Origin of the sequence: Mesorhizobium sp. AR02 (genome assembly GCF_024746835.1) — a bacterium.
Classification (GTDB): Bacteria; Pseudomonadota; Alphaproteobacteria; order Rhizobiales; family Rhizobiaceae; genus Mesorhizobium.
In genome coordinates this window covers 6,185,707-6,202,627 of the sequence record NZ_CP080531.1, presented here as the reverse complement: position 1 = coordinate 6,202,627, position 16,921 = coordinate 6,185,707, and the positions used below count along the sequence as shown (strand labels likewise).

17 protein-coding genes and 1 pseudogene are annotated in these 16,921 nt (G+C 62.8%); 2 read left to right on the top strand and 16 right to left on the bottom strand.

What is annotated here, in order from left to right:
* Positions 1 to 59: 59 nt before the first annotated feature.
* From DBIPINDM_RS34240 to DBIPINDM_RS34220, 5 genes and pseudogenes are all read right to left on the bottom strand, one after another.
* On the bottom strand, positions 60 to 911 hold the full coding sequence (locus DBIPINDM_RS34240; RefSeq protein WP_258589414.1) for a phytoene/squalene synthase family protein: 852 nt from the start codon (positions 909 to 911) through the stop codon (positions 60 to 62).
* A 1-nt stretch (position 912) separates the two neighbouring features.
* On the bottom strand, positions 913 to 1,308 hold the full coding sequence (locus DBIPINDM_RS34235; RefSeq protein ID WP_258583348.1) for an Mth938-like domain-containing protein: 396 nt from the start codon (positions 1,306 to 1,308) through the stop codon (positions 913 to 915).
* Between the two features lie 25 nt (positions 1,309 to 1,333).
* Positions 1,334 to 3,885: pseudogene (secDF, locus tag DBIPINDM_RS34230) on the bottom strand (protein translocase subunit SecDF).
* Between the two features lie 51 nt (positions 3,886 to 3,936).
* Positions 3,937 to 4,278 (bottom strand): preprotein translocase subunit YajC, encoded by a 342-nt coding sequence (gene yajC / locus DBIPINDM_RS34225; protein WP_010909882.1) that lies wholly within the window; start codon positions 4,276 to 4,278, stop codon positions 3,937 to 3,939.
* Between the two features lie 94 nt (positions 4,279 to 4,372).
* Positions 4,373 to 4,585 carry a hypothetical protein gene (locus tag DBIPINDM_RS34220; protein WP_258583347.1) on the bottom strand — a complete coding sequence of 71 codons (213 nt, stop codon included), beginning with the start codon at positions 4,583 to 4,585 and terminating at the stop codon, positions 4,373 to 4,375.
* On the opposite strand from DBIPINDM_RS34220, the gene DBIPINDM_RS34215 reads away from it, so the two are divergent.
* Positions 4,569 to 5,444 (top strand): ATP-binding protein, encoded by an 876-nt coding sequence (locus DBIPINDM_RS34215; RefSeq protein ID WP_258583346.1) that lies wholly within the window; start codon positions 4,569 to 4,571, stop codon positions 5,442 to 5,444. The genes DBIPINDM_RS34220 and DBIPINDM_RS34215 overlap by 17 nt on opposite strands.
* Positions 5,445 to 5,573: 129 nt before the next feature.
* On the opposite strand, the gene DBIPINDM_RS34210 is transcribed toward DBIPINDM_RS34215, so the two are convergent.
* Entirely contained in the window at positions 5,574 to 6,410 is an 837-nt protein-coding gene (locus DBIPINDM_RS34210) for a helix-turn-helix domain-containing protein (protein ID WP_416361730.1), read from the bottom strand.
* 96 nt (positions 6,411 to 6,506) lie between these two features.
* Between DBIPINDM_RS34210 and DBIPINDM_RS34205 the strand changes: the two genes are divergently transcribed.
* Positions 6,507 to 7,397: an NAD-dependent epimerase/dehydratase family protein gene (locus DBIPINDM_RS34205; protein WP_318036918.1), complete on the top strand. Its 891-nt coding sequence runs from the start codon at positions 6,507 to 6,509 to the stop codon at positions 7,395 to 7,397.
* 111 nt (positions 7,398 to 7,508) lie between these two features.
* Here the strand turns inward: DBIPINDM_RS34205 and DBIPINDM_RS34200 are convergent, their stop codons facing one another.
* The 10 genes from DBIPINDM_RS34200 to nagZ all read right to left on the bottom strand — a co-directional run bounded on the left by DBIPINDM_RS34200 (position 7,509) and on the right by nagZ (position 16,766).
* Positions 7,509 to 9,035: a peptidoglycan DD-metalloendopeptidase family protein gene (locus DBIPINDM_RS34200; RefSeq protein ID WP_258583343.1), complete on the bottom strand. Its 1,527-nt coding sequence runs from the start codon at positions 9,033 to 9,035 to the stop codon at positions 7,509 to 7,511.
* Between the two features lie 179 nt (positions 9,036 to 9,214).
* Positions 9,215 to 9,868, bottom strand: coding sequence for a protein-L-isoaspartate(D-aspartate) O-methyltransferase (locus DBIPINDM_RS34195; protein ID WP_258583342.1), 654 nt, complete (start codon positions 9,866 to 9,868; stop codon positions 9,215 to 9,217).
* The gene (gene surE / locus DBIPINDM_RS34190) at positions 9,865 to 10,623 is read right to left on the bottom strand and encodes a 5'/3'-nucleotidase SurE (protein WP_258583341.1); all 759 of its coding nucleotides are present in this window, start codon (positions 10,621 to 10,623) and stop codon (positions 9,865 to 9,867) included. The genes DBIPINDM_RS34195 and surE overlap by 4 nt, the downstream gene beginning before the upstream one ends.
* On the bottom strand, positions 10,623 to 11,927 hold the full coding sequence (serS, locus tag DBIPINDM_RS34185; RefSeq protein ID WP_258583340.1) for a serine--tRNA ligase: 1,305 nt from the start codon (positions 11,925 to 11,927) through the stop codon (positions 10,623 to 10,625). The genes surE and serS overlap by 1 nt, the downstream gene beginning before the upstream one ends.
* A gap of 104 nt (positions 11,928 to 12,031) precedes the next feature.
* Entirely contained in the window at positions 12,032 to 12,907 is an 876-nt protein-coding gene (gene tatC, locus DBIPINDM_RS34180; RefSeq protein WP_258583339.1) for a twin-arginine translocase subunit TatC, read from the bottom strand.
* Complete coding sequence (tatB, locus tag DBIPINDM_RS34175; protein WP_258583338.1) at positions 12,904 to 13,686, bottom strand: Sec-independent protein translocase protein TatB; 783 nt, start codon at positions 13,684 to 13,686, stop codon at positions 12,904 to 12,906. Before tatB ends, tatC begins: the two co-directional genes overlap by 4 nt.
* 30 nt (positions 13,687 to 13,716) lie before the next feature.
* Positions 13,717 to 13,938: a twin-arginine translocase TatA/TatE family subunit gene (locus DBIPINDM_RS34170; RefSeq protein WP_010909892.1), complete on the bottom strand. Its 222-nt coding sequence runs from the start codon at positions 13,936 to 13,938 to the stop codon at positions 13,717 to 13,719.
* Positions 13,939 to 14,118: 180 nt separating this feature from the next.
* The gene (gene scpB / locus DBIPINDM_RS34165) at positions 14,119 to 14,886 is read right to left on the bottom strand and encodes an SMC-Scp complex subunit ScpB (RefSeq protein WP_258583337.1); all 768 of its coding nucleotides are present in this window, start codon (positions 14,884 to 14,886) and stop codon (positions 14,119 to 14,121) included.
* Positions 14,883 to 15,683 carry a segregation and condensation protein A gene (locus DBIPINDM_RS34160; protein ID WP_258589413.1) on the bottom strand — a complete coding sequence of 267 codons (801 nt, stop codon included), beginning with the start codon at positions 15,681 to 15,683 and terminating at the stop codon, positions 14,883 to 14,885. Before DBIPINDM_RS34160 ends, scpB begins: the two co-directional genes overlap by 4 nt.
* A 63-nt stretch (positions 15,684 to 15,746) precedes the next feature.
* On the bottom strand, positions 15,747 to 16,766 hold the full coding sequence (nagZ, locus tag DBIPINDM_RS34155) for a beta-N-acetylhexosaminidase (RefSeq protein ID WP_258583336.1): 1,020 nt from the start codon (positions 16,764 to 16,766) through the stop codon (positions 15,747 to 15,749).
* Positions 16,767 to 16,921 lie beyond the last annotated feature (155 nt).

The following is a 16,921-nucleotide window of genomic DNA, read 5'->3' as shown; positions in this document are numbered from 1 at the left end:
GTCGTCTTCGGCAACAGTTTCTCGGCCCGGTCGAATCCTTAACACGATTGACGTTTACGTCAAAGTGCCGACCAGCCCTTGCTCGCGCGACGCACCAGCAGCCAATGCCGGCGCAAGGCCAACAGCCGCACGACGCCGTCGAGCGGTGAATGGCGCGACCCTTCCATCTTGTCGAGATAGGCACGCGACAGCGCCAGCGGCAGGAACGCCGGACGCAAGACCACCGGCAGCGCTGGGACGCCCTGCTCGAAAGCGGAAAGGTGTTCGCGCGCCAGCGCGATCATCGCCGCCACAGCGCGCTGTGCTCCAGGCCCGCCGTCGCCGGCAACAAACTCCTCCGGCGACGACCCCGCCGCCGCCAGGATGTCGGCCGGGACAAAACACTGCCCGCGCTTGCGGTGCAGCGGCAACAGAAGCAAGAGGCCGGTCATGGCCTGCGCACAGCCCGCCCTGCCCGCCAGTTCGGCGAAGCGGGGCGCCTCGACGGGATCGAGCACCATCGCCGCAAGCTGGATCAGCGCGGCTGCCGTCTCGCCGCAATAGCCTTCGAGATCAGTGCGCGACGGCATCGGATCGTCGTAGAGATCGAAGATGCGCGCTTCGAGCATGTTGTCGAACGCCGGCTTTGGCAGGCGATGGGTAGAAATTGTTGCCTTCAGCGCGTCGGCGACGGGATGGCCGATGCCTGCACCATCATTGTCGGCGGCGACGAGGTCACGCCACCATTGCAGCCGTACCTCGCCGGGCAACGGTTCGTGGATGCGATCGCGGATACCCGCGATCTCGGCATTGAAAGCGTAAAGCGAAAACAGCGCATCGCGCCTGTCGGCCGGCGCGTAGAGCGCGGTGAGATAGCGATCATGGTCGGCGGCGCGCACCGCGTCCATGACGATTTTGGCATTCTGCGACATATCAATCGACGGCGATGAGCGCGGCAGCCACGGCGCGATCTTCCGCCAGAAGGACATTGTAGGTCCGCACCGCGGCCCCCGTCGACATCGGGTCGGACGCAATGCCTGCTTCTTTCAGCGCCGCCCGCAGTGCCGCCGGCAATGGCCTCAAATCCTTACCCATGCCGACCAGCAGAATCTCGACCTTGTCGGCCTCAGCCAACAGTTTTTCGAAATCCGCCACCGTGAGCGCTGTGGCGTCTGCCGGTTCCCAGCCGTGGATGCCTGACGGCAGACATAGGAGCGAGCCGCGATGCGACATGTCGGCAAAGCGGAACCCGCCATTGCCATAGGCCTCGATCGGCGCGCGGCCGGGGAAATGCGCCTCGCGGATGACGATGCCTTTGCCGGTCACCACTCTGTCACCCCTTCGGGGCCGCGCGTCAGGTCGCGACCGCCTTGCCGCCGCTGACCGGCTTTTCCCCATCGGCCGAAGCCTGCGGCCGCAGCTTGAACAGGATCAGCAGTGGCGCTGCGATGAAGATCGACGAATAGGTGCCGAACACGACGCCGAACAGCATCGCCACGGTGAAGGAGCGGATGACTTCGCCGCCGAACAGCACCAGCGCCAGCAGCGCCAGGATCGTCGTCACCGAGGTAAGCGTCGTTCGCGACAGCGTCTCGTTGATGGCGTTGTTCAACAGCTGCGGCAGCGGCATTCGCTTGTATTTTCGCAGATCCTCTCGAACGCGGTCATAGACCACGATCGTATCGTTCAGCGAATAGCCGATGATGGTCAGGATCGCCGCCAGCGACGACTGGTTGAATTCAAGCCCGGTAATGACGAAGAAGCCAAGTGTCATGACCACATCGTGCACCGTCGCCACGATAGCGCCGACCGCGAACTGCCACTCGAAACGGAACCAGACATAGACCAGGATACCGATCAGCGCGACCAACATGGCGATGGTGCCTTGCTTGGCCAGTTCACCGGAAACCGTCGGTCCCACAACTTCGACACGGCGGAAATCATACTGGTCCTGCAGCTCGCCGCGCACCTTGTCGATGACCGTCTGCTCGGCATTCTCGCCGCCATCCTGCGTCCCGACGCGGATCAGCACGTCGTTCGGCGCGCCCCGAACTGCTGAACCTGCACTTCGCCGATGTTGAGCTCCGTCAATCGGGTGCGGATATCGCCGAGATTGGCGTCGCCGCTCTTGGACTGCACCTCGATCATCGAGCCGCCCTTGAAGTCGATGCCGTAATTGATGTCGACGGTCATGAACAGCACCACGGACAGCACCGACAGGAAGCTCGACAGCGCGAACGTCCAGCGGCGGATGCCCATGAAGGGAATTTTGGTGCCTGGCGGGATGAAGGTCACCGGTGCCTTCGGCAACTCCTTCGGGCGGGCGCGACGCAGCCAGATCGAAACCAGCAGGCGGGTGAAGGTGAAGGCGGTGAAGACCGTGGTCAGGATGCCGATGGCATAGGTGATGGCAAAGCCCTTCACCGGGCCGGTGCCGAGATAGAACAGCACCACGGTGGCGATCAGCGAGGTGACGTTGGAATCGACAATTGTGGCCAGCGCCTTTGTAAAGCCGGTATCGATCGCCTGGATCACCGAGCGGCCAGCGCGCCGCTCCTCGCGGATACGCTCGTAGATCAGCACGTTGGAATCGACCGCCATGCCGATGGTCAGCACGATACCGGCAATACCGGGCAAGGTCAGCGTCGCGCCAAGCAGTGACAACAGCCCAACGATCATCGCCACGTGCACCGCCAGCGCGATGTTGGCGAGGAAGCCAAGGAAGCCATAGGCGACGAACATGAAGGCAACGACGAGGATCGAACCGATGATGCCGGCGATCTTGCCGGCATGGATCGAATCCTGGCCGAGGCCCGGACCGACAGTGCGCTCCTCGATGACCGTCAGTGTCGCCGGCAGCGCACCGGCGCGCAGAAGCACGGCGAGGTCGTTGGCGCTCTGGGCGGTGAAATTGCCGGAAATCTGGCCGGTGCCACCGAGGATCGGTTCACGGATCTGCGGCGCCGAGATCACCTGGTTGTCGAGGATGATGGCGAACAGCTTGCCGACATTCTGCGAGGTTGCCTGGCCGAAGCGCGCGGCACCCTTCGAATCGAAGCGGAACGACACGACCGGATCGTTGTTCTGCGAATTGTAGGTCGCCTGCGCGTCGACGAGGTTTTCGCCCGAAACGATGACGCGGTTCTCGATCAGATATGGAACCGGCGGATCGTCCTGTGAATAAAGGATCGATGACCCGGCAGGAGGGCGACCTTTCAGCGCGTCCTGCACCGGCATCGACTGATCGACCATCTGGAAGGTCAGCTTGGCGGTCTGGCCGAGGATTTCCTTCAGCCGCTGCGGATCCTGCAGGCCTGGCACCTGAACAAGGATTCGATCGTCACCCTGCCGCTGCACGATCGGTTCGGTGGTGCCGAGTTCGTTGACGCGGCGGCTGACGACTTCGATCGACTGCGTCAGCGCCGTCGAGGTGCGGTATTTGATGCCGGCGTCAGTGACGTTGAACTTGAGCAGGCCGGGTTCGGAATCATCCAGCGTCATCTCCTGGATGGAGCCGCCGCTAAAAAGACCGGCAGCGACAGGGTCGGTCAATGACTTCAATGCCTTCTTGGCGGCATCGACCTGGGCGGGATCCGTAATGCGGACCTGCACGGTCCGGCCCGATCCGGCAAGACCGGTATAGCCGACCTTGGCATCGCGCAGCAGCGTCCGGATTTCGTCTCGCGTCGTTGACAGCCGGTCCTTGATCAGGTCGTTGGGATCCATCCTGAGCAGGATGTGCGAGCCGCCCTGCAGATCGAGGCCGAGTGTCATCTGCCGCTTCGGCACCCAGCTCGGGAGTTGGGCCAGCGTGCTGGCGGAGAACAGATTGGGCGCGGCGAGGATCACTGTGATGGCGACGGCCACCCAGATCAGGATCATCTTGAAGCGCGAAAAATACAGCATATGGCGTCGTCCGTCAGAGCGTGTCCGCGGATCGCTCCGCCTGGAATTAGGTTATTTCTTGGCGTTCTGGTTCGCCACCGGTTCGCCCTTGACGCGCACGTCGGCGATCGTCGAGCGCAGCGCCGTCACCTTGGTGCCACCACCAAGGTCGATCTCGAGCTCGTTGTCGTCGATCACCTTCGTCACCTTGCCGACGAAACCGCCGCCGGTGACGACCGTGTCGCCGCGACGGACCGCCGCCAGCATCTCGCCGCGCTTCTTCAACTGCGTGCGCTGCGGGCGGATGATCAGAAAATACATGATCACGAAAATCAGGACAAACGGCAAAATGCTGATGAACATATCGGGAGAGGCCCCGCCGATGCCTTGGGCGTATGCCGGTGTCACGAACATCGAGAGTACTCCTGAATTTTGAAAACAGCCGCCAACCGTCCTGCGGAGTTTGGCGGCCCCTTGAAATTTGGCCGGAATATAGTCGGTAAAGTTGTCAATGCAACTGCGCGGCCAGCCAAATCGGCTGCTTTTCCGGCTTGTCGGGCCGTGTTAGAGCATGACCGCGAAAAGCGCGAGCCGGTTTTCCGAAAAGATCACGCTCGAACAAACGGTTGGAACCGGTTTCGAACCCGACGGAATCGAACGCCCCCACCTGCCCGCCCCAGGAAACGAACCAAAAAAGACCTGAAATGACCGACAGCACCATCGACGCCCTCAACAAGAAACTCGACCGCCTGATCGAGGCGGTCAGCCGCCTCGCCCCGCGGCCGGTGCCTGAAACCGACCTCGGCGAGGCCGACTGCTTCGTCTGGCAGGCCGATCCGGGCTACCTGGAGCCGGTGCGCAAGGTCAACCGGGTCGACATCGGCCTAATCCGCGGTGTCGACCGTGTCCGCGACATCCTCGTCGACAACACCGAGCGCTTCGCCGCCGGCTTTGCTGCCAACAACGTGCTGCTGTGGGGCGCGCGCGGCATGGGCAAATCGTCGCTGGTCAAGGCCGTGCATGCCGAGATCAATGCCAAGGCCAAGTCCGACCTGCCGCTCAAACTGATCGAAATCCATCGCGAGGACATCGACACGCTGCCGAAGCTGATGGGTTTGCTGAAGGCGGCTCCCTTCCGCGTCATCCTGTTTTGCGACGACCTGTCCTTCGATCATGACGACACCTCCTACAAGTCGCTGAAGGCGGCGCTTGAAGGCGGCGTCGAAGGCCGCCCGGCCAACGTCATCTTCTATGCCACCTCGAACCGCCGCCATCTGTTGCCGCGCGACATGATCGACAATGAGCGTTCGACCGCCATCAACCCGTCCGAAGCGGTCGAGGAAAAGGTCTCGCTGTCCGATCGTTTCGGACTTTGGCTCGGCTTCCACAAATGCTCGCAGGATGAATATCTCGAGATGATCAACGGCTATGCCAGCCACCATGGCCTCGACATCGACCCCGAGCAGTTGCGCGCCGAGGCGCTGGAATGGGCGACGACGCGCGGCAGCCGCTCGGGCCGCGTCGCCTGGCAGTTTACCCAGGACCTGGCTGGCCGTCTTGGCAAGCCGCTCAAGGATTGAAGCGCCGCTAGAGCAATTCCAGGAAAAGTGTGAACGGTTTTCCGTCCGGAATTGCGTCAAAAACAAAGAGTTAGAGCGGTTCGCCGTTTCCGTGAAACGGTGAAATGCCCTAAAGCGAATTCCAGGATGTCATTTGGGCGGCCGTGCCCGTCGCAAGTCGCGCGGCGTTTGGCCAATCTCGCGGCGCATCCAGTGCGCCAGATGTGACTGGTGTGCGAAGCCCGTCAATTCCGCAACCTCGCTTGTGTTGAGATCGCCCTGCAGCAGCAGGACGCGCGCGCGTTCGACGCGACGCCGCAACACGTAGCGATGCAGGGTGACGCCCATCGCCACCTTGAACCATGTCCGCAAATGCGAGCTGCTCGCGCCGGCAACCCGGCTCAGTCGATGGATTGAAAGCGGCTCGTGGAGAGCAGCCTCAATGTGCTCCAGGACGCGCTTGAGCTGGCTATCCGACAGCCGGTTCGTTCGATCGATGTCTATATCGTCGACGCCAAGCAGCCTCACCGCGAGCGCGGCGCCAATGCTGTCGGCAAACAGTGAGCCGCTAGGCGCGCCTGCATCGAGGTCGCTCTGGAGTGCTCGAGCGAGATGTTCGATGCGCTGGTCACGAAGCAAATGGCGTGTGTCGAGCCGCGATACCAGCGCCCTGCCACCAATTTCCGCCGCTACCCTTTCCATCAAGGCCGGCTGCAAGACAATCTCGATCGTGTCAAATGGGGTTTCAGCCTCGAAACCGCCCTCCTCGCCAGCCGGCACCAGGTCGATATCGCCGGCGCGCCTGACGAAATAGCGCCCAACCTGATTGCAGTAAGAGCGTGTCGCCGCGCTTGCATGCACCATGACGCGGTGGTGCGGCGCCCGTGGCAGACGATGGACACCTGCCTCAATGTGCCGGGAAACCATTGTCACGTCGGACAGAGATCGGACCGGAGCGGATTGCAGAAGCATACTCTCTCGATTCATGGCGAAACCTGTTCAAGATTTGGCAATTCCCGCGCGATTTTCAATGCCGCAAACCTGTACGCACGCCTCTCCATCAAGCTTGGAAGAGAGGTTGCCATGAGTTTCTATGTTGTTGTCGGCGCAGGCCCGGTTGGACGCGAGACCGCTCGCCTTCTCAGCGAAGAAGGACATGAGGTCGTTCTCACCAGCCGAAGCGTCGGTTCAAACGCCTTGCAGAACGTGCGGGCCATACAGGCCGACGCCACGGATGCCTCGGAACTGTCGCGTATCTGCCAAGGCGCCGATGCCATCTTCATGTGTGCCATGGCCACCTATCATCGCTGGCCGACCGACTTTTTCCCCATCATCGACGGCACCGTGCGCGCGGCCGAAGCGGTCGGCGCCAAGCTCATTGTGCTCGGAAACCTCTATGGTTATGGGGAAAATGCCGAGAGCCCGCTTCGCTCCGACCTGTCCCTAGACCCGACTTCGAAGAAGGGAACCGCCAGGACGATCATGTGGCAGCGGGCGGTCCGCGCCAATGTACCGGCGATCGAAATACGCGCCAGCGACTATCTCGGACATGGCGCGATCAGCTACTTCTCACTGGTCGCGCTGCCCTCCATCATCGAGGGCAAACCCACCGCCTTCATTGGAGACCTCGACGCAACTCATGCCTGGAGCTTCACCAAGGACGCCGCCAGCACACTGGTCGCGGCCGCCCGCTACAAGGGTGAATGGGGGCGGGCGTTTCACGTTCCCTCGCAATCCGCCTCACCCCGGCAGCTCATCCAGAAAACCGCCGCGATGCTCGCACGAGAGATTTCAGGGATACGTTCCTATTCCGTCCCCGAGATGGAAGCCTTGGGCATGCATGAGCTCATCGAGATGCGCTACCTCTTCGAGAGCCCCTTGCTGGTTGATTCCTCCGACACCGAGGCGCTTCTGGGCGTGAAGGCCAGCAGCCTTGAGGAGATGATCGCCGACACGCTCCGGGATCATATGTGAACCCTGCGAGCGGGCTTTTGGACAAAACTGAAAAAGCCCGCTCCTTGCGGAACGGGCTGAGCCGGCGGGCCGGACTGGAGGTCAGACGGCCCGCAAATCGCTTTTTTTATTCTATTCGAGATAGGTCGAGGGATCGACCGGCGCCGAGTTCTTGCGCACTTCGAAGTGCAGCTTCGGCGAGTCCGTCGTGCCGCTCATGCCCGACAATGCGATTTCCTGGCCGCGCTTGACCTTCTGGCCGCGCTGCACTTCGATCGAACTGGCATGGCCATAGACCGTGACCAGACCGTTCTCGTGGCGCACCAGCACCGTATTGCCGAATTCCTTGAGCCCGTCGCCGGCATAGATGACGACGCCGTTCTCGGCCGCCTTGATCGGCGTGCCCGTGGGCACGGCGATGTCGACGCCGTCCTTGCCGGATCCGAAACCGGAAATCACCCGGCCGCGCACCGGCCAGCGCATCTTGCCGATCCCCGTGGCATCCGGCGCCACCGCGCCGTCGTCCTCGGCCTGCTGGATGACCTTCGCGTCCTTCTTCGGCGGCGTGTAGGATGCCAGCGTTTCGGACGGTGTGGTCTTGGCCGGGGGCTGCGTCGTGGCCGTGGTCACCGGATCGACCTTCGCCGGCTTGGCGCTGGCGACCGTCGCGGTTCCGCCGGCCGGCACTTTCAGGGTCTGGCCGATCTTGAGCAAACCATCCTTCATGCCGTTGGCCTGCTTCAGCGCTACGACGCCGACGCCGGTCTTCCTGGCAATCGAGGACATCGTGTCGCCCGACTGGACCGTGTAGGTGCCGGCGGCGCCGGTTGCCTTGGCGACCTGCGCCGGCTTGGGCTCTTTGGGCTGGCTCGCGGCGGCCGAAGCATCGACCTGCGCGGCAGCCTTGCCCTCCTTGAGCTTCGGCTGCTGCGGCAGGACGGCGACCTTGTCTGGCGCGGTGGCCGGCAAGTCATGCTTGCCATCCTTCGCCGGCTTGGCATCGGCGACCTTCGGTTCTGCCTTGCTCGAATAGGCGTAGGCCGGGATGACGATCTTCTGACCGGTCTTCAGTCCCTTGGTCGCGCTAAGCCCGTTGACCTTCATGATGACGTCGGCCGGCACTTTGTAATGCTGCGCCAAGCCGTTGATCGTTTCGCCGTCGCGAACGACGATCTCGGTCGCGTGCGGCCTGCCCGCCTCTGCCATCTTCGGCTCGTCGGGCTGGGCATTCTTGAACGGCTTCGCAGCCGGCTCGACAGTGCCGGTTGTGGTCCTGTCGACATGCGGCGCCGGGCGCATCATGGCTGGCGCCGATGCGACACGCACCGGATTGGCGGCAGGCGCGAGTGCCGGCGCGGCCTGGGCTGAAACGGGCGGCGGCAACGGCCGGCTCGAAACCGGCTCGAGGCTGGAGCGGCTGACCGACTGCGTGTGGCTGCCGTCAAGCGGAGCAGCGGAGACGTCGCCCGGATAGGGCTGCACCGCATCCTGCTTGTTGATGATGGCGCGCTGATTGTTGGTCGAGGAAGTGAAGACATCGTCGACGCTGTTGAACCGCGAAGCCTGGGAACTGCACCCGGCGGCCGCGCCTGCAATCATGAGAACAGCGCAGCCCCGCGCCAGATTGCGACTGTTTGCCTTCAAAACACTGAGTTGCATCGCACTAACCCGCACAAACTCTCACCAACTGAGACAGGATTAAAGCGCGTTAATGTTACTGGGCGGTTAACCCATTAGAATCCGACGAAAATTTTCTTAAAACATTTTGGGGGTAGCTGGCGGTATGGATCACGAGGCCGAATAGGTGTTCGACCGAGGACCAGCGTCCTGCCGGAAAACTAGATAACCGCCGCAACGCTGCGCAGGATCGGCTGCAGCCGCACCAGGCCGATATCCTCGCGCTCGAAACGGCTGCCGACCTTGGTCAGCTTGGCCAATACCTGCTCGCCCTCCTCCGGCCCGATCGGTGCGATGACGATGCCGCCGCTCGACAGTTGGTCGAGCAGGAATCGCGGCAGGCTGTCGAAGGCCGCCCAGGCAACGATGCGGTCAAACGGTCCTTCGGCCGGCAAGCCGCCGGAACCGTCCGTCTGGCGTACGATGACGTTGCCGATGCCGAGCGCCTCGAAACGCTGCCTTGCTTGCTCGACCAGCGTCTTGTAGCGATCGACGGTCACGACGCGCGCCGCCAGCCGCGACATCACCGCCGCCGTATAGCCCGATCCGGTGCCGATCTCGAGGACACGGTTTCCCGCTTCGATGGCAAGTGCCGCGATCACCGCCGCCTGCATATCGGCGCCTTCGATCGCCTCGCCGCATTCGATCGGCAGCATGCGGTCGGACCAGGCGATCTGGTGGAAATGGGGCGCCAGGAAACCGCGCCGCGGCGTCGCCTCGAATGCCGCGATCAGCGCCTTCGGCACGGTTCCTCTGCCACGCAGGCGCAAAAGGAAAGCGGCAAATCCTTCGCGGTCATCGATTGGCAGGTTCATGCAAGCGCCTTGCTCAGCTGGTCACGGATTTCATGCGCGGTGAGGTCGAGCTGCAATGGCGTCACCGACACCAGACGGTTGCGCAGCGCATAGAGGTCGGTGCCTTGCTTGCCCTCGACCGGCTCGCGGCCGAAGCGCAGCCAATAGTAAGGCAGGCCGCGCCCGTCACGGCGCTCGTCGACCCACAGGCTGTGCACGAGCTTTCCTTGCGTGGTGACCACCGTGCCGGCGACCTCTTCGGGAAGGCAGTTGGGAAAGTTGACGTTGAGCAGCACGCCGTCCGGCAGCGGCGTCGCGACGAGCTTCTTCAGCAATGCCGGCGCCAGCGCCTCGGTGGTCTCGTAAGGAACGATGCGGTCCTCGCCGACATAGGAGTAGCCCTGGCTGAGCGCGATCGAGCGGATGCCGAGCAGCGCGCCTTCCATGGCACCGGCGACGGTTCCCGAATAGGTGACGTCGTCGGCGATGTTGGCGCCCGAATTGATGCCGGACAGGATCAGGTCGGGCGCGTCGGGCAGGATCTTCTTCACGCCCATGATGACGCAATCGGTCGGCGTGCCGCGCACGGCAAAATGCTTCTCGCCGATCTTGCGCAGCCGCAGCGGCTCCGAGATCGACAGCGAATGCGCATAGCCGGACTGGTCCTGCTCCGGCGCCACCACCCAGACATCGTCGGACAGCGTGCGGGCGACGCGTTCGAGCGACGCCAGGCCCTCGGCATGAATGCCGTCGTCATTGGTCAGAAGAATGCGCATTATTTCGATTCGATCTTTGCCAGACCACCCATGTAAGGCCGCAGCACTTCAGGAATGGTTACGCTGCCATCCTCATTCTGGTAGTTTTCGATGACAGCTATGAGAGCGCGGCCGACAGCGGTGCCCGAACCGTTGAGCGTGTGGACGAAGCGATTGCCCTTGCCGTCCCTGTCCTTGTAGCGGGCGTCCATGCGGCGCGCCTGGAAATCGCCGCAGACCGAGCAGGACGAGATTTCGCGATAGGCGTTCTGGCCGGGCAGCCAGACCTCGATGTCATAGGTTTTGCGCGCGCCAAAGCCCATGTCGCCGGTGCACAGCACCATGGTGCGGAACGGCAGTTCGAGCCGCTTCAGCACTTCCTCGGCGCACTCAGTCATCCGCTCGTGCTCGGCCAGCGAGGATTCCTGATCGGTGATCGACACCAGTTCGACCTTGTAGAACTGGTGCTGCCGCAGCATGCCGCGCGTGTCGCGCCCGCCCGAGCCCGCTTCCGAACGGAAGCACGGCGTCAGTGCCGTATAGCGCAGCGGCAGTTTTTCATGCGCGGTGATCTCCTCGCGCACCAGATTGGTGAGCGGTACCTCGGCGGTCGGGATCAGGCCGAGCCTGCCCTCCCCGTGCGGCGTAAAGAACAGATCCTCCTCGAATTTCGGCAGCTGGTTGGTGCCGAAAAGCACCTCGTCGCGCACCATCAGCGGCGGAATCACTTCCTCATAGCCATGCTCGGTCGTGTGCAGGTCGAGCATGAACTGGCCGATCGCGCGTTCCATCCGCGCCAGCCCGCTCTTCAGCACGGTGAAGCGCGAGCCCGACAGCTTTGCCGCCCGCTCGAAATCCATCATACCGAGCGCTTCGCCGATCTCGAAATGCTCCTTCACCCAGTTCGGCCGCGTCGGCACCGTGCCGACGATGTGTTTGACGACATTGTCGTGCTCGTCCTTGCCGACCGGCACATCGTCGAGCGGCACATTGGGCAGCACCGCCAGCGCGTCATTGAGCGCCTTGTCGAGCTCGCGTTCGCGCGCCTCGCCATTCTGGATGAAGGTTTTGATCTCGCCGACCTCGGCCTTCAGCTTTTCGGCCAGGGCGGCATCGCCCGAACGCATGGCGTTGCCGATCTCCTTTGAGGCGGCGTTGCGGCGCTCCTGCTTGGTCTGCAACTCGGTGACGTGTTCGCGCCGCGCCTCGTCCCTGGCGATCAAATCATCGACCGTGGACTGCGCCTCAGCCGCCGACCACGAGCGCTTGGTCAGCGCCTCGACAAGGGCCTTCGGGTTGTCGCGAATCCATTTGATGTCAAGCATGGTTTGAACGCTCCTGAGCTAAGCTCCGAGGGCGTAAACCGCATCCTTGACCGATGCAAGATGAGGCTGGGCGGCGGTTGTCGTTTTCCGCCGCTGCTGAGGGCTTACGAGGCAGCCGGCGCTGGAGGCTCGTCCGGCGTTTTATCGGCCACGGTCTCGCCGGCGTCCTGCTTCTCGCGCGCCACCCGCTGCTTTTCCTGGTCCCGCTCGATCCACCGGGCGGCCCAGATCGAGACCTCGTAGAGAAGGATGGTCGGAATGGCCAGACCGATCTGGCTCATCGGATCCGGCGGCGTCAGCACGGCGGCAACGATGAAGGCAATGACGATTGCCCATTTGCGTTTTTCCGCCAGCGCTTTGGATGAGAGTATGCCAACACGCGTCATCAGGCTGGTCACCACCGGCAGCTGGAACACCAGGCCGAACGAGAAGATCAGCGTCATGATGAGGCTGAGATATTCCGACACCTTTGGCAGCAGCGAAATCTGCACCTGATCGTCGGTGCCGACCTGCTGCATGGCGAGGAAGAACCACATCACCATCGGGGTGAAGAAGAAATAGACCAGCGAGGCGCCCATCACAAACAGGATCGGCGACGCAATCAGGAACGGCAGGAAGGCGTTGCGCTCGTTCTTGTAGAGGCCAGGCGCGATGAATTTGTAGATCTGCGTGGCGATTAACGGAAAGGCGATGACCATGCCGCCGAACATGGCGAGCTTGACCTGCGTGAAGAAGAATTCCTGCGGCGCGGTGTAGATCAGCTCGACCTTGTGCGGATCGAGTCCCGCCCATTTCGTCGCCCATTTGAACGGGACGACCAGAAGGTTGAACAGCCGCTTGGCGAAGAAGAAGCAGACGAGGAAGGCGACGAAGAAGCCACCGAGCGACCAGATCAGCCGCCGGCGCAGCTCGATCAGATGCTCCATCAGTGGAGCCGACGACTTTTCTATCTCGTCCTTTTCCTTGTCCGAAACGCTCACTTGGCGGCTCCAGCCGTCTTCTTCGCCGCCGGCTTGTTCACCGGCGCAGGTTTCGGTTCGGCTTTCGCCACGGTCTTGGTTGAGGCCGTCTTGGTCGCGGGCTTCGTCGCAGCGGCGGTTTCAGGCTTTGCCGCTGCCACGGCCTTTGTCGACGCCTTGGTCGCGGGTGCGGCTTTTGCCGTCACCACAGGTGCGGCTTTTGCCGTCGCCGCTTTCGCGGAAGTCGCGGCCTTGGACGGTGCTTTTGCTGCCGGCGCCGCCTTGGCGGCTTTCTTGGCCGAAGCTGCCTTCGGCGCCACGGCGGGTTCCGTGGATGCCGCGACCACCGATTCATCGGTCATCGCCGGGAAAATCGGCGTTGGCGGCGCGGCCTCTGGCCCGCTGACGCCAGGCATTTCCGTCGCGCCATTCCTCAGCGGCTCGGCTGCCTGCGGCGTCGAAGCGGCGGGCGTTGCCGGATCAGCGGCTGGCTTCGGCTTCATCGCCGCGTCGACACCGGCACGCACATCGGCTGCCGCCTGCTGGAACGGATCAAGCTGCTTCTTGATTTCGGCAACCGGGCTCAGGCCCCGGAGCTCGTCGACCGACTTCTTGACGTCGTCGAGCTCGGCTTCCTTCAGTGCTTCGTTGAACTGTTTCTGGAAGTCGGCCGCCATGGCGCGTAGCTTCGCCGTCGTGCGGCCAAAGGTGCGCAGCATATTGGGCAAATCCTTCGGCCCGACGACCACGATCATGACGATCGCGATCACCAGCATTTCGCTCCAGCCGACTTCAAACATGGCACTCTGTTCCGACTAGAACTTCTTGGCTCAGCTCTTGCTGGCTTTTTCCTTCACGGCCGAAACGGTTTCGTCGGCGCGATGCTCGACGGTGCGCTTGTCGTCGGCAACGTCGTCGTCCGCCATGCCCTTCTTGAAGCTCTTGATGCCCTTGGCCATGTCGCCCATCAGTTCCGGAATCTTGCCGCGGCCGAAAACCAGCAGCACGATCACCAGCACGATCATCCAGTGCCAAATCGAAAATGAACCCATAGCAAATCTCTCTCGAATGTTTTCCCTGGCGATGATCTATGCGTTTTCGCGTTGGGATTCAAACACAACAGCGACAGAGTTTATGAAAGGGTGACGGATGTCACGCTTTTTCGACTCGCTGGCCCGCTACCAATCGGCGCATCTACGACCTATCGGCGCGCTTGGACAGAGCGCCAATGGTCAATCTTCCGTGACGCGCGGCGTCAGCAGCCCAAGTTCCTCGAGGTCGATGTCGGTCAGCGGATCCTCGTCCTCGGTCAGCGCATCGGGATCGGCCGGCGGCTGCGGGATGGAGAAGTTCGACGGCATGCGGCCCGAAAGCAGGCCCGCCCCCTTCAGTTCCTCCATGCCGGGAAGATCGCGGATTTCCTCGAGCGCAAAATGGTCGAGGAAGGTTTCGGTGGTGCCGTAGGTGACGGGACGGCCGGGCGTTTTGCGGCGGCCGCGCATGCGCACCCATTCCGTCTCGAGCAGCGTGTCGAGCGTGCCCTTCGACGTCTCGACACCGCGGATATCCTCGATCTCGGCGCGCGTCACCGGCTGATGGTAGGCGATGATCGCCAGCACTTCGAGGGCGGCCCGCGACAGCTTGCGCTGCTGGACCGTATCACGGCTCATCAGGAAGGCGAGGTCGCCGGCGGTGCGGAAAGCCCAGGCGTCGCCGACCCGCACCAGATTGACGCCGCGCCGCGCATAGACCTGCTGCAACTCGGCCATGGCAAGGGCGATGTTGATGCCGTCGGGGAGGCGTACGGCAAGCTGCTTTTCACTGACCGGCTCGGCGCTGGCGAAGACAATCGCCTCGGCCATGCGCACGGCCTCTGCCATATGCAGGCGCTCGGCCGGGTTCTGTGCCGGATTCTGGACGGAGGCCTGGTCGAGATCCCCCTCTTCCGGCCCATCATCCACCTTGAAGGGGATAACCGAAGCGTTGGCGCGTTCGCTCATGATGCCACCTCGACTGCCTTGATTGCCTGCGCTCGGCCGCGCAGATAGATCGGTGCGAACGTCTGATCCTGCCGCACGTCCATCGTGCCGTCGCGCACCAGTTCCAATGTTGCCGCAAAGGAACTCGCGATCGCCGTGCGCCTTTCCTCGGGGCTGGTCATGTACACGATCAGGAAACTTTCCAGCGTGGTCCAGTCGCTTACAGCCCCGACCAGGCGGGTCAGGATGTCGCGCGCGTCCTTGAGCGACCAGACACCACGCCTGGCGATCGTCACATTGTTGATCGCCTGCTTCTGCCGCTGCTGGGCATAGGCGGTCAAGAGATCGTAGAGCGATGCCGAATAAGCGTTGCGCTTCTCGATGATGACCATTTCCGGCATGCCGCGCGCGAACACGTCGCGGCCGAGCCGGTTGCGGTTGACCAGACGCGCCGCCGCGTCGCGCATCGCTTCCAGCCGCTTCAGCCGGAATTGCAGCACCGCCGCCAACTCCTCGCCGCTTTCGCCCTCTTCGCCCGGCTGCTTGGGGATCAAGAGCTTCGACTTGAGGAAAGCCAGCCACGCCGCCATCACCAGATAGTCGGCTGCAAGTTCGAGCCGCAGCGCCCTCGCCGTCTCGACAAAGGTCAAATACTGCTCGACCAGTGCCAGGATCGAGATGCGTGCCAGATCGACCTTTTGTGTCCGGGCAAGATGCAAGAGAAGGTCGAGCGGGCCTTCGAAGCCGGCAACGTCGACGACCAGCGACGGATCGCCGGTGACGCGTGAATCGTCATTCTCGGCCCACAGGCGGTCCATCGGTGCGGCCTTCGCGGCCTTGCCTTCCAATGTTTCCGCCACTGCCCTGTCACTTCCTCTTGGTTAGGCCACCGCATCGAAATAGGTGGCGAATTCAGCGCGTATCTCGGTTTCTTCGACCGCGTCGTGTTTCTTTATATAGGTCAGTGCCCGCTTTGCGCGCTCCAGCGACTTGCCCTCAAGCCCCTTGGTGCGCGACGCGATGCCCGCCATCTCCTCGAAAACGCCATTGCAGTGAAGGACCAGATCGCAGCCCGCCGCAAGGATCGAGGCTGCCTTTGTCGGGAAATCCCCAGAAAGTGCCTTCATCGAGGTGTCGTCGCTCATCAACAACCCATCGAAGCCGATCTCGCGGCGGATGATCTCGTCGATGACCTTGCCGGAGGTCGTCGCCGGGTTGTTGGGATCGATGGCGCTGTAGACGACATGCGCCGTCATCGCCATCGGTAGGTCGTTGAGCTCTCGGAACGGGGCAAAATCATGCCGCTGCAGATCGCTGAGCGAGGCGTTGACTATTGGCAGCTCGAAATGCGTGTCGGCAAAAGCCCGGCCATGGCCCGGAATGTGTTTCATCACCGGCAGCACGCCGCCGGACATCAGGCCTTCGGCGGCGGCGCGGCCGAGTTCGATGACCGCGCGCGGCTCCTTGCCGTAGGCGCGCGCACCGATCACATCGCTGGCGCCCTCGATCGGCACGTCGAGCACCGGCAGGCAATCCGCCGTGATGCCGTAACGCAGCAGGTCGAAGGCGTGCAGGCGCGCCATCAGCCAGGCAGCACGGGCGCCGGCGTCGTGATCGTCGCGCCACAGCGCGCCAAGCGCCCCGCCCGCCGGATAGTTCGGCGCCAGCGGCGGCCGCAGCCGTTGCACCCTGCCGCCTTCCTGGTCGATGAACACCAGCGCGTCCGGGCGTCCGATACAGTCGCGCATCTCGGCGACCAGATCGCGGATCTGCTCGGTCTCGCCAATGTTGCGGGCAAACAGGATGAAGGCCCATGGGCATTCATTGCGATAGAAATTGATTTCTTCGCGGGTGAGCGATTTCCCGGCACAGCCAAGGATCATGGATTTTGATTCGGTCATATCAGGAGTCTAGGGCTTCACGCGACCAAAGGGAATCGTCTGGGATTACATGCGGTCCAGCGCCAGAAATGCTTCCACATGAAAAACGCTGGCACATGAAAACGCTGGCACATGAAAAAGCCGGCGCGACCTTGGGCCGCGCCGGCTTTGATTGG

Excerpts from the sequence above, each read along its gene's own strand:
- serS (WP_258583340.1), bottom strand. The coding sequence starts at position 11,927 with ATGCTTGACATCAAATGGATTCGCGACAACCCGAAGGCCCTTGTCGAG.
- yajC (WP_010909882.1), bottom strand. The coding sequence starts at position 4,278 with ATGTTCGTGACACCGGCATACGCCCAAGGCATCGGCGGGGCCTCTCCC.
- DBIPINDM_RS34195 (WP_258583342.1), bottom strand. The coding sequence starts at position 9,868 with ATGAACCTGCCAATCGATGACCGCGAAGGATTTGCCGCTTTCCTTTTG.
- DBIPINDM_RS34240 (WP_258589414.1), bottom strand. The coding sequence starts at position 911 with ATGTCGCAGAATGCCAAAATCGTCATGGACGCGGTGCGCGCCGCCGAC.
- nagZ (WP_258583336.1), bottom strand. The coding sequence starts at position 16,766 with ATGACCGAATCAAAATCCATGATCCTTGGCTGTGCCGGGAAATCGCTC.
- surE (WP_258583341.1), bottom strand. The coding sequence starts at position 10,623 with ATGCGCATTCTTCTGACCAATGACGACGGCATTCATGCCGAGGGCCTG.
- DBIPINDM_RS34160 (WP_258589413.1), bottom strand. The coding sequence starts at position 15,683 with ATGGACCGCCTGTGGGCCGAGAATGACGATTCACGCGTCACCGGCGAT.
- DBIPINDM_RS34205 (WP_318036918.1), top strand. The coding sequence starts at position 6,507 with ATGAGTTTCTATGTTGTTGTCGGCGCAGGCCCGGTTGGACGCGAGACC.
- DBIPINDM_RS34215 (WP_258583346.1), top strand. The coding sequence starts at position 4,569 with ATGACCGACAGCACCATCGACGCCCTCAACAAGAAACTCGACCGCCTG.
- DBIPINDM_RS34200 (WP_258583343.1), bottom strand. The coding sequence starts at position 9,035 with ATGCAACTCAGTGTTTTGAAGGCAAACAGTCGCAATCTGGCGCGGGGC.
- DBIPINDM_RS34210 (WP_416361730.1), bottom strand. The coding sequence starts at position 6,410 with ATGAATCGAGAGAGTATGCTTCTGCAATCCGCTCCGGTCCGATCTCTG.
- DBIPINDM_RS34170 (WP_010909892.1), bottom strand. The coding sequence starts at position 13,938 with ATGGGTTCATTTTCGATTTGGCACTGGATGATCGTGCTGGTGATCGTG.
- scpB (WP_258583337.1), bottom strand. The coding sequence starts at position 14,886 with ATGAGCGAACGCGCCAACGCTTCGGTTATCCCCTTCAAGGTGGATGAT.
- DBIPINDM_RS34220 (WP_258583347.1), bottom strand. The coding sequence starts at position 4,585 with ATGGTGCTGTCGGTCATTTCAGGTCTTTTTTGGTTCGTTTCCTGGGGC.
- tatB (WP_258583338.1), bottom strand. The coding sequence starts at position 13,686 with ATGTTTGAAGTCGGCTGGAGCGAAATGCTGGTGATCGCGATCGTCATG.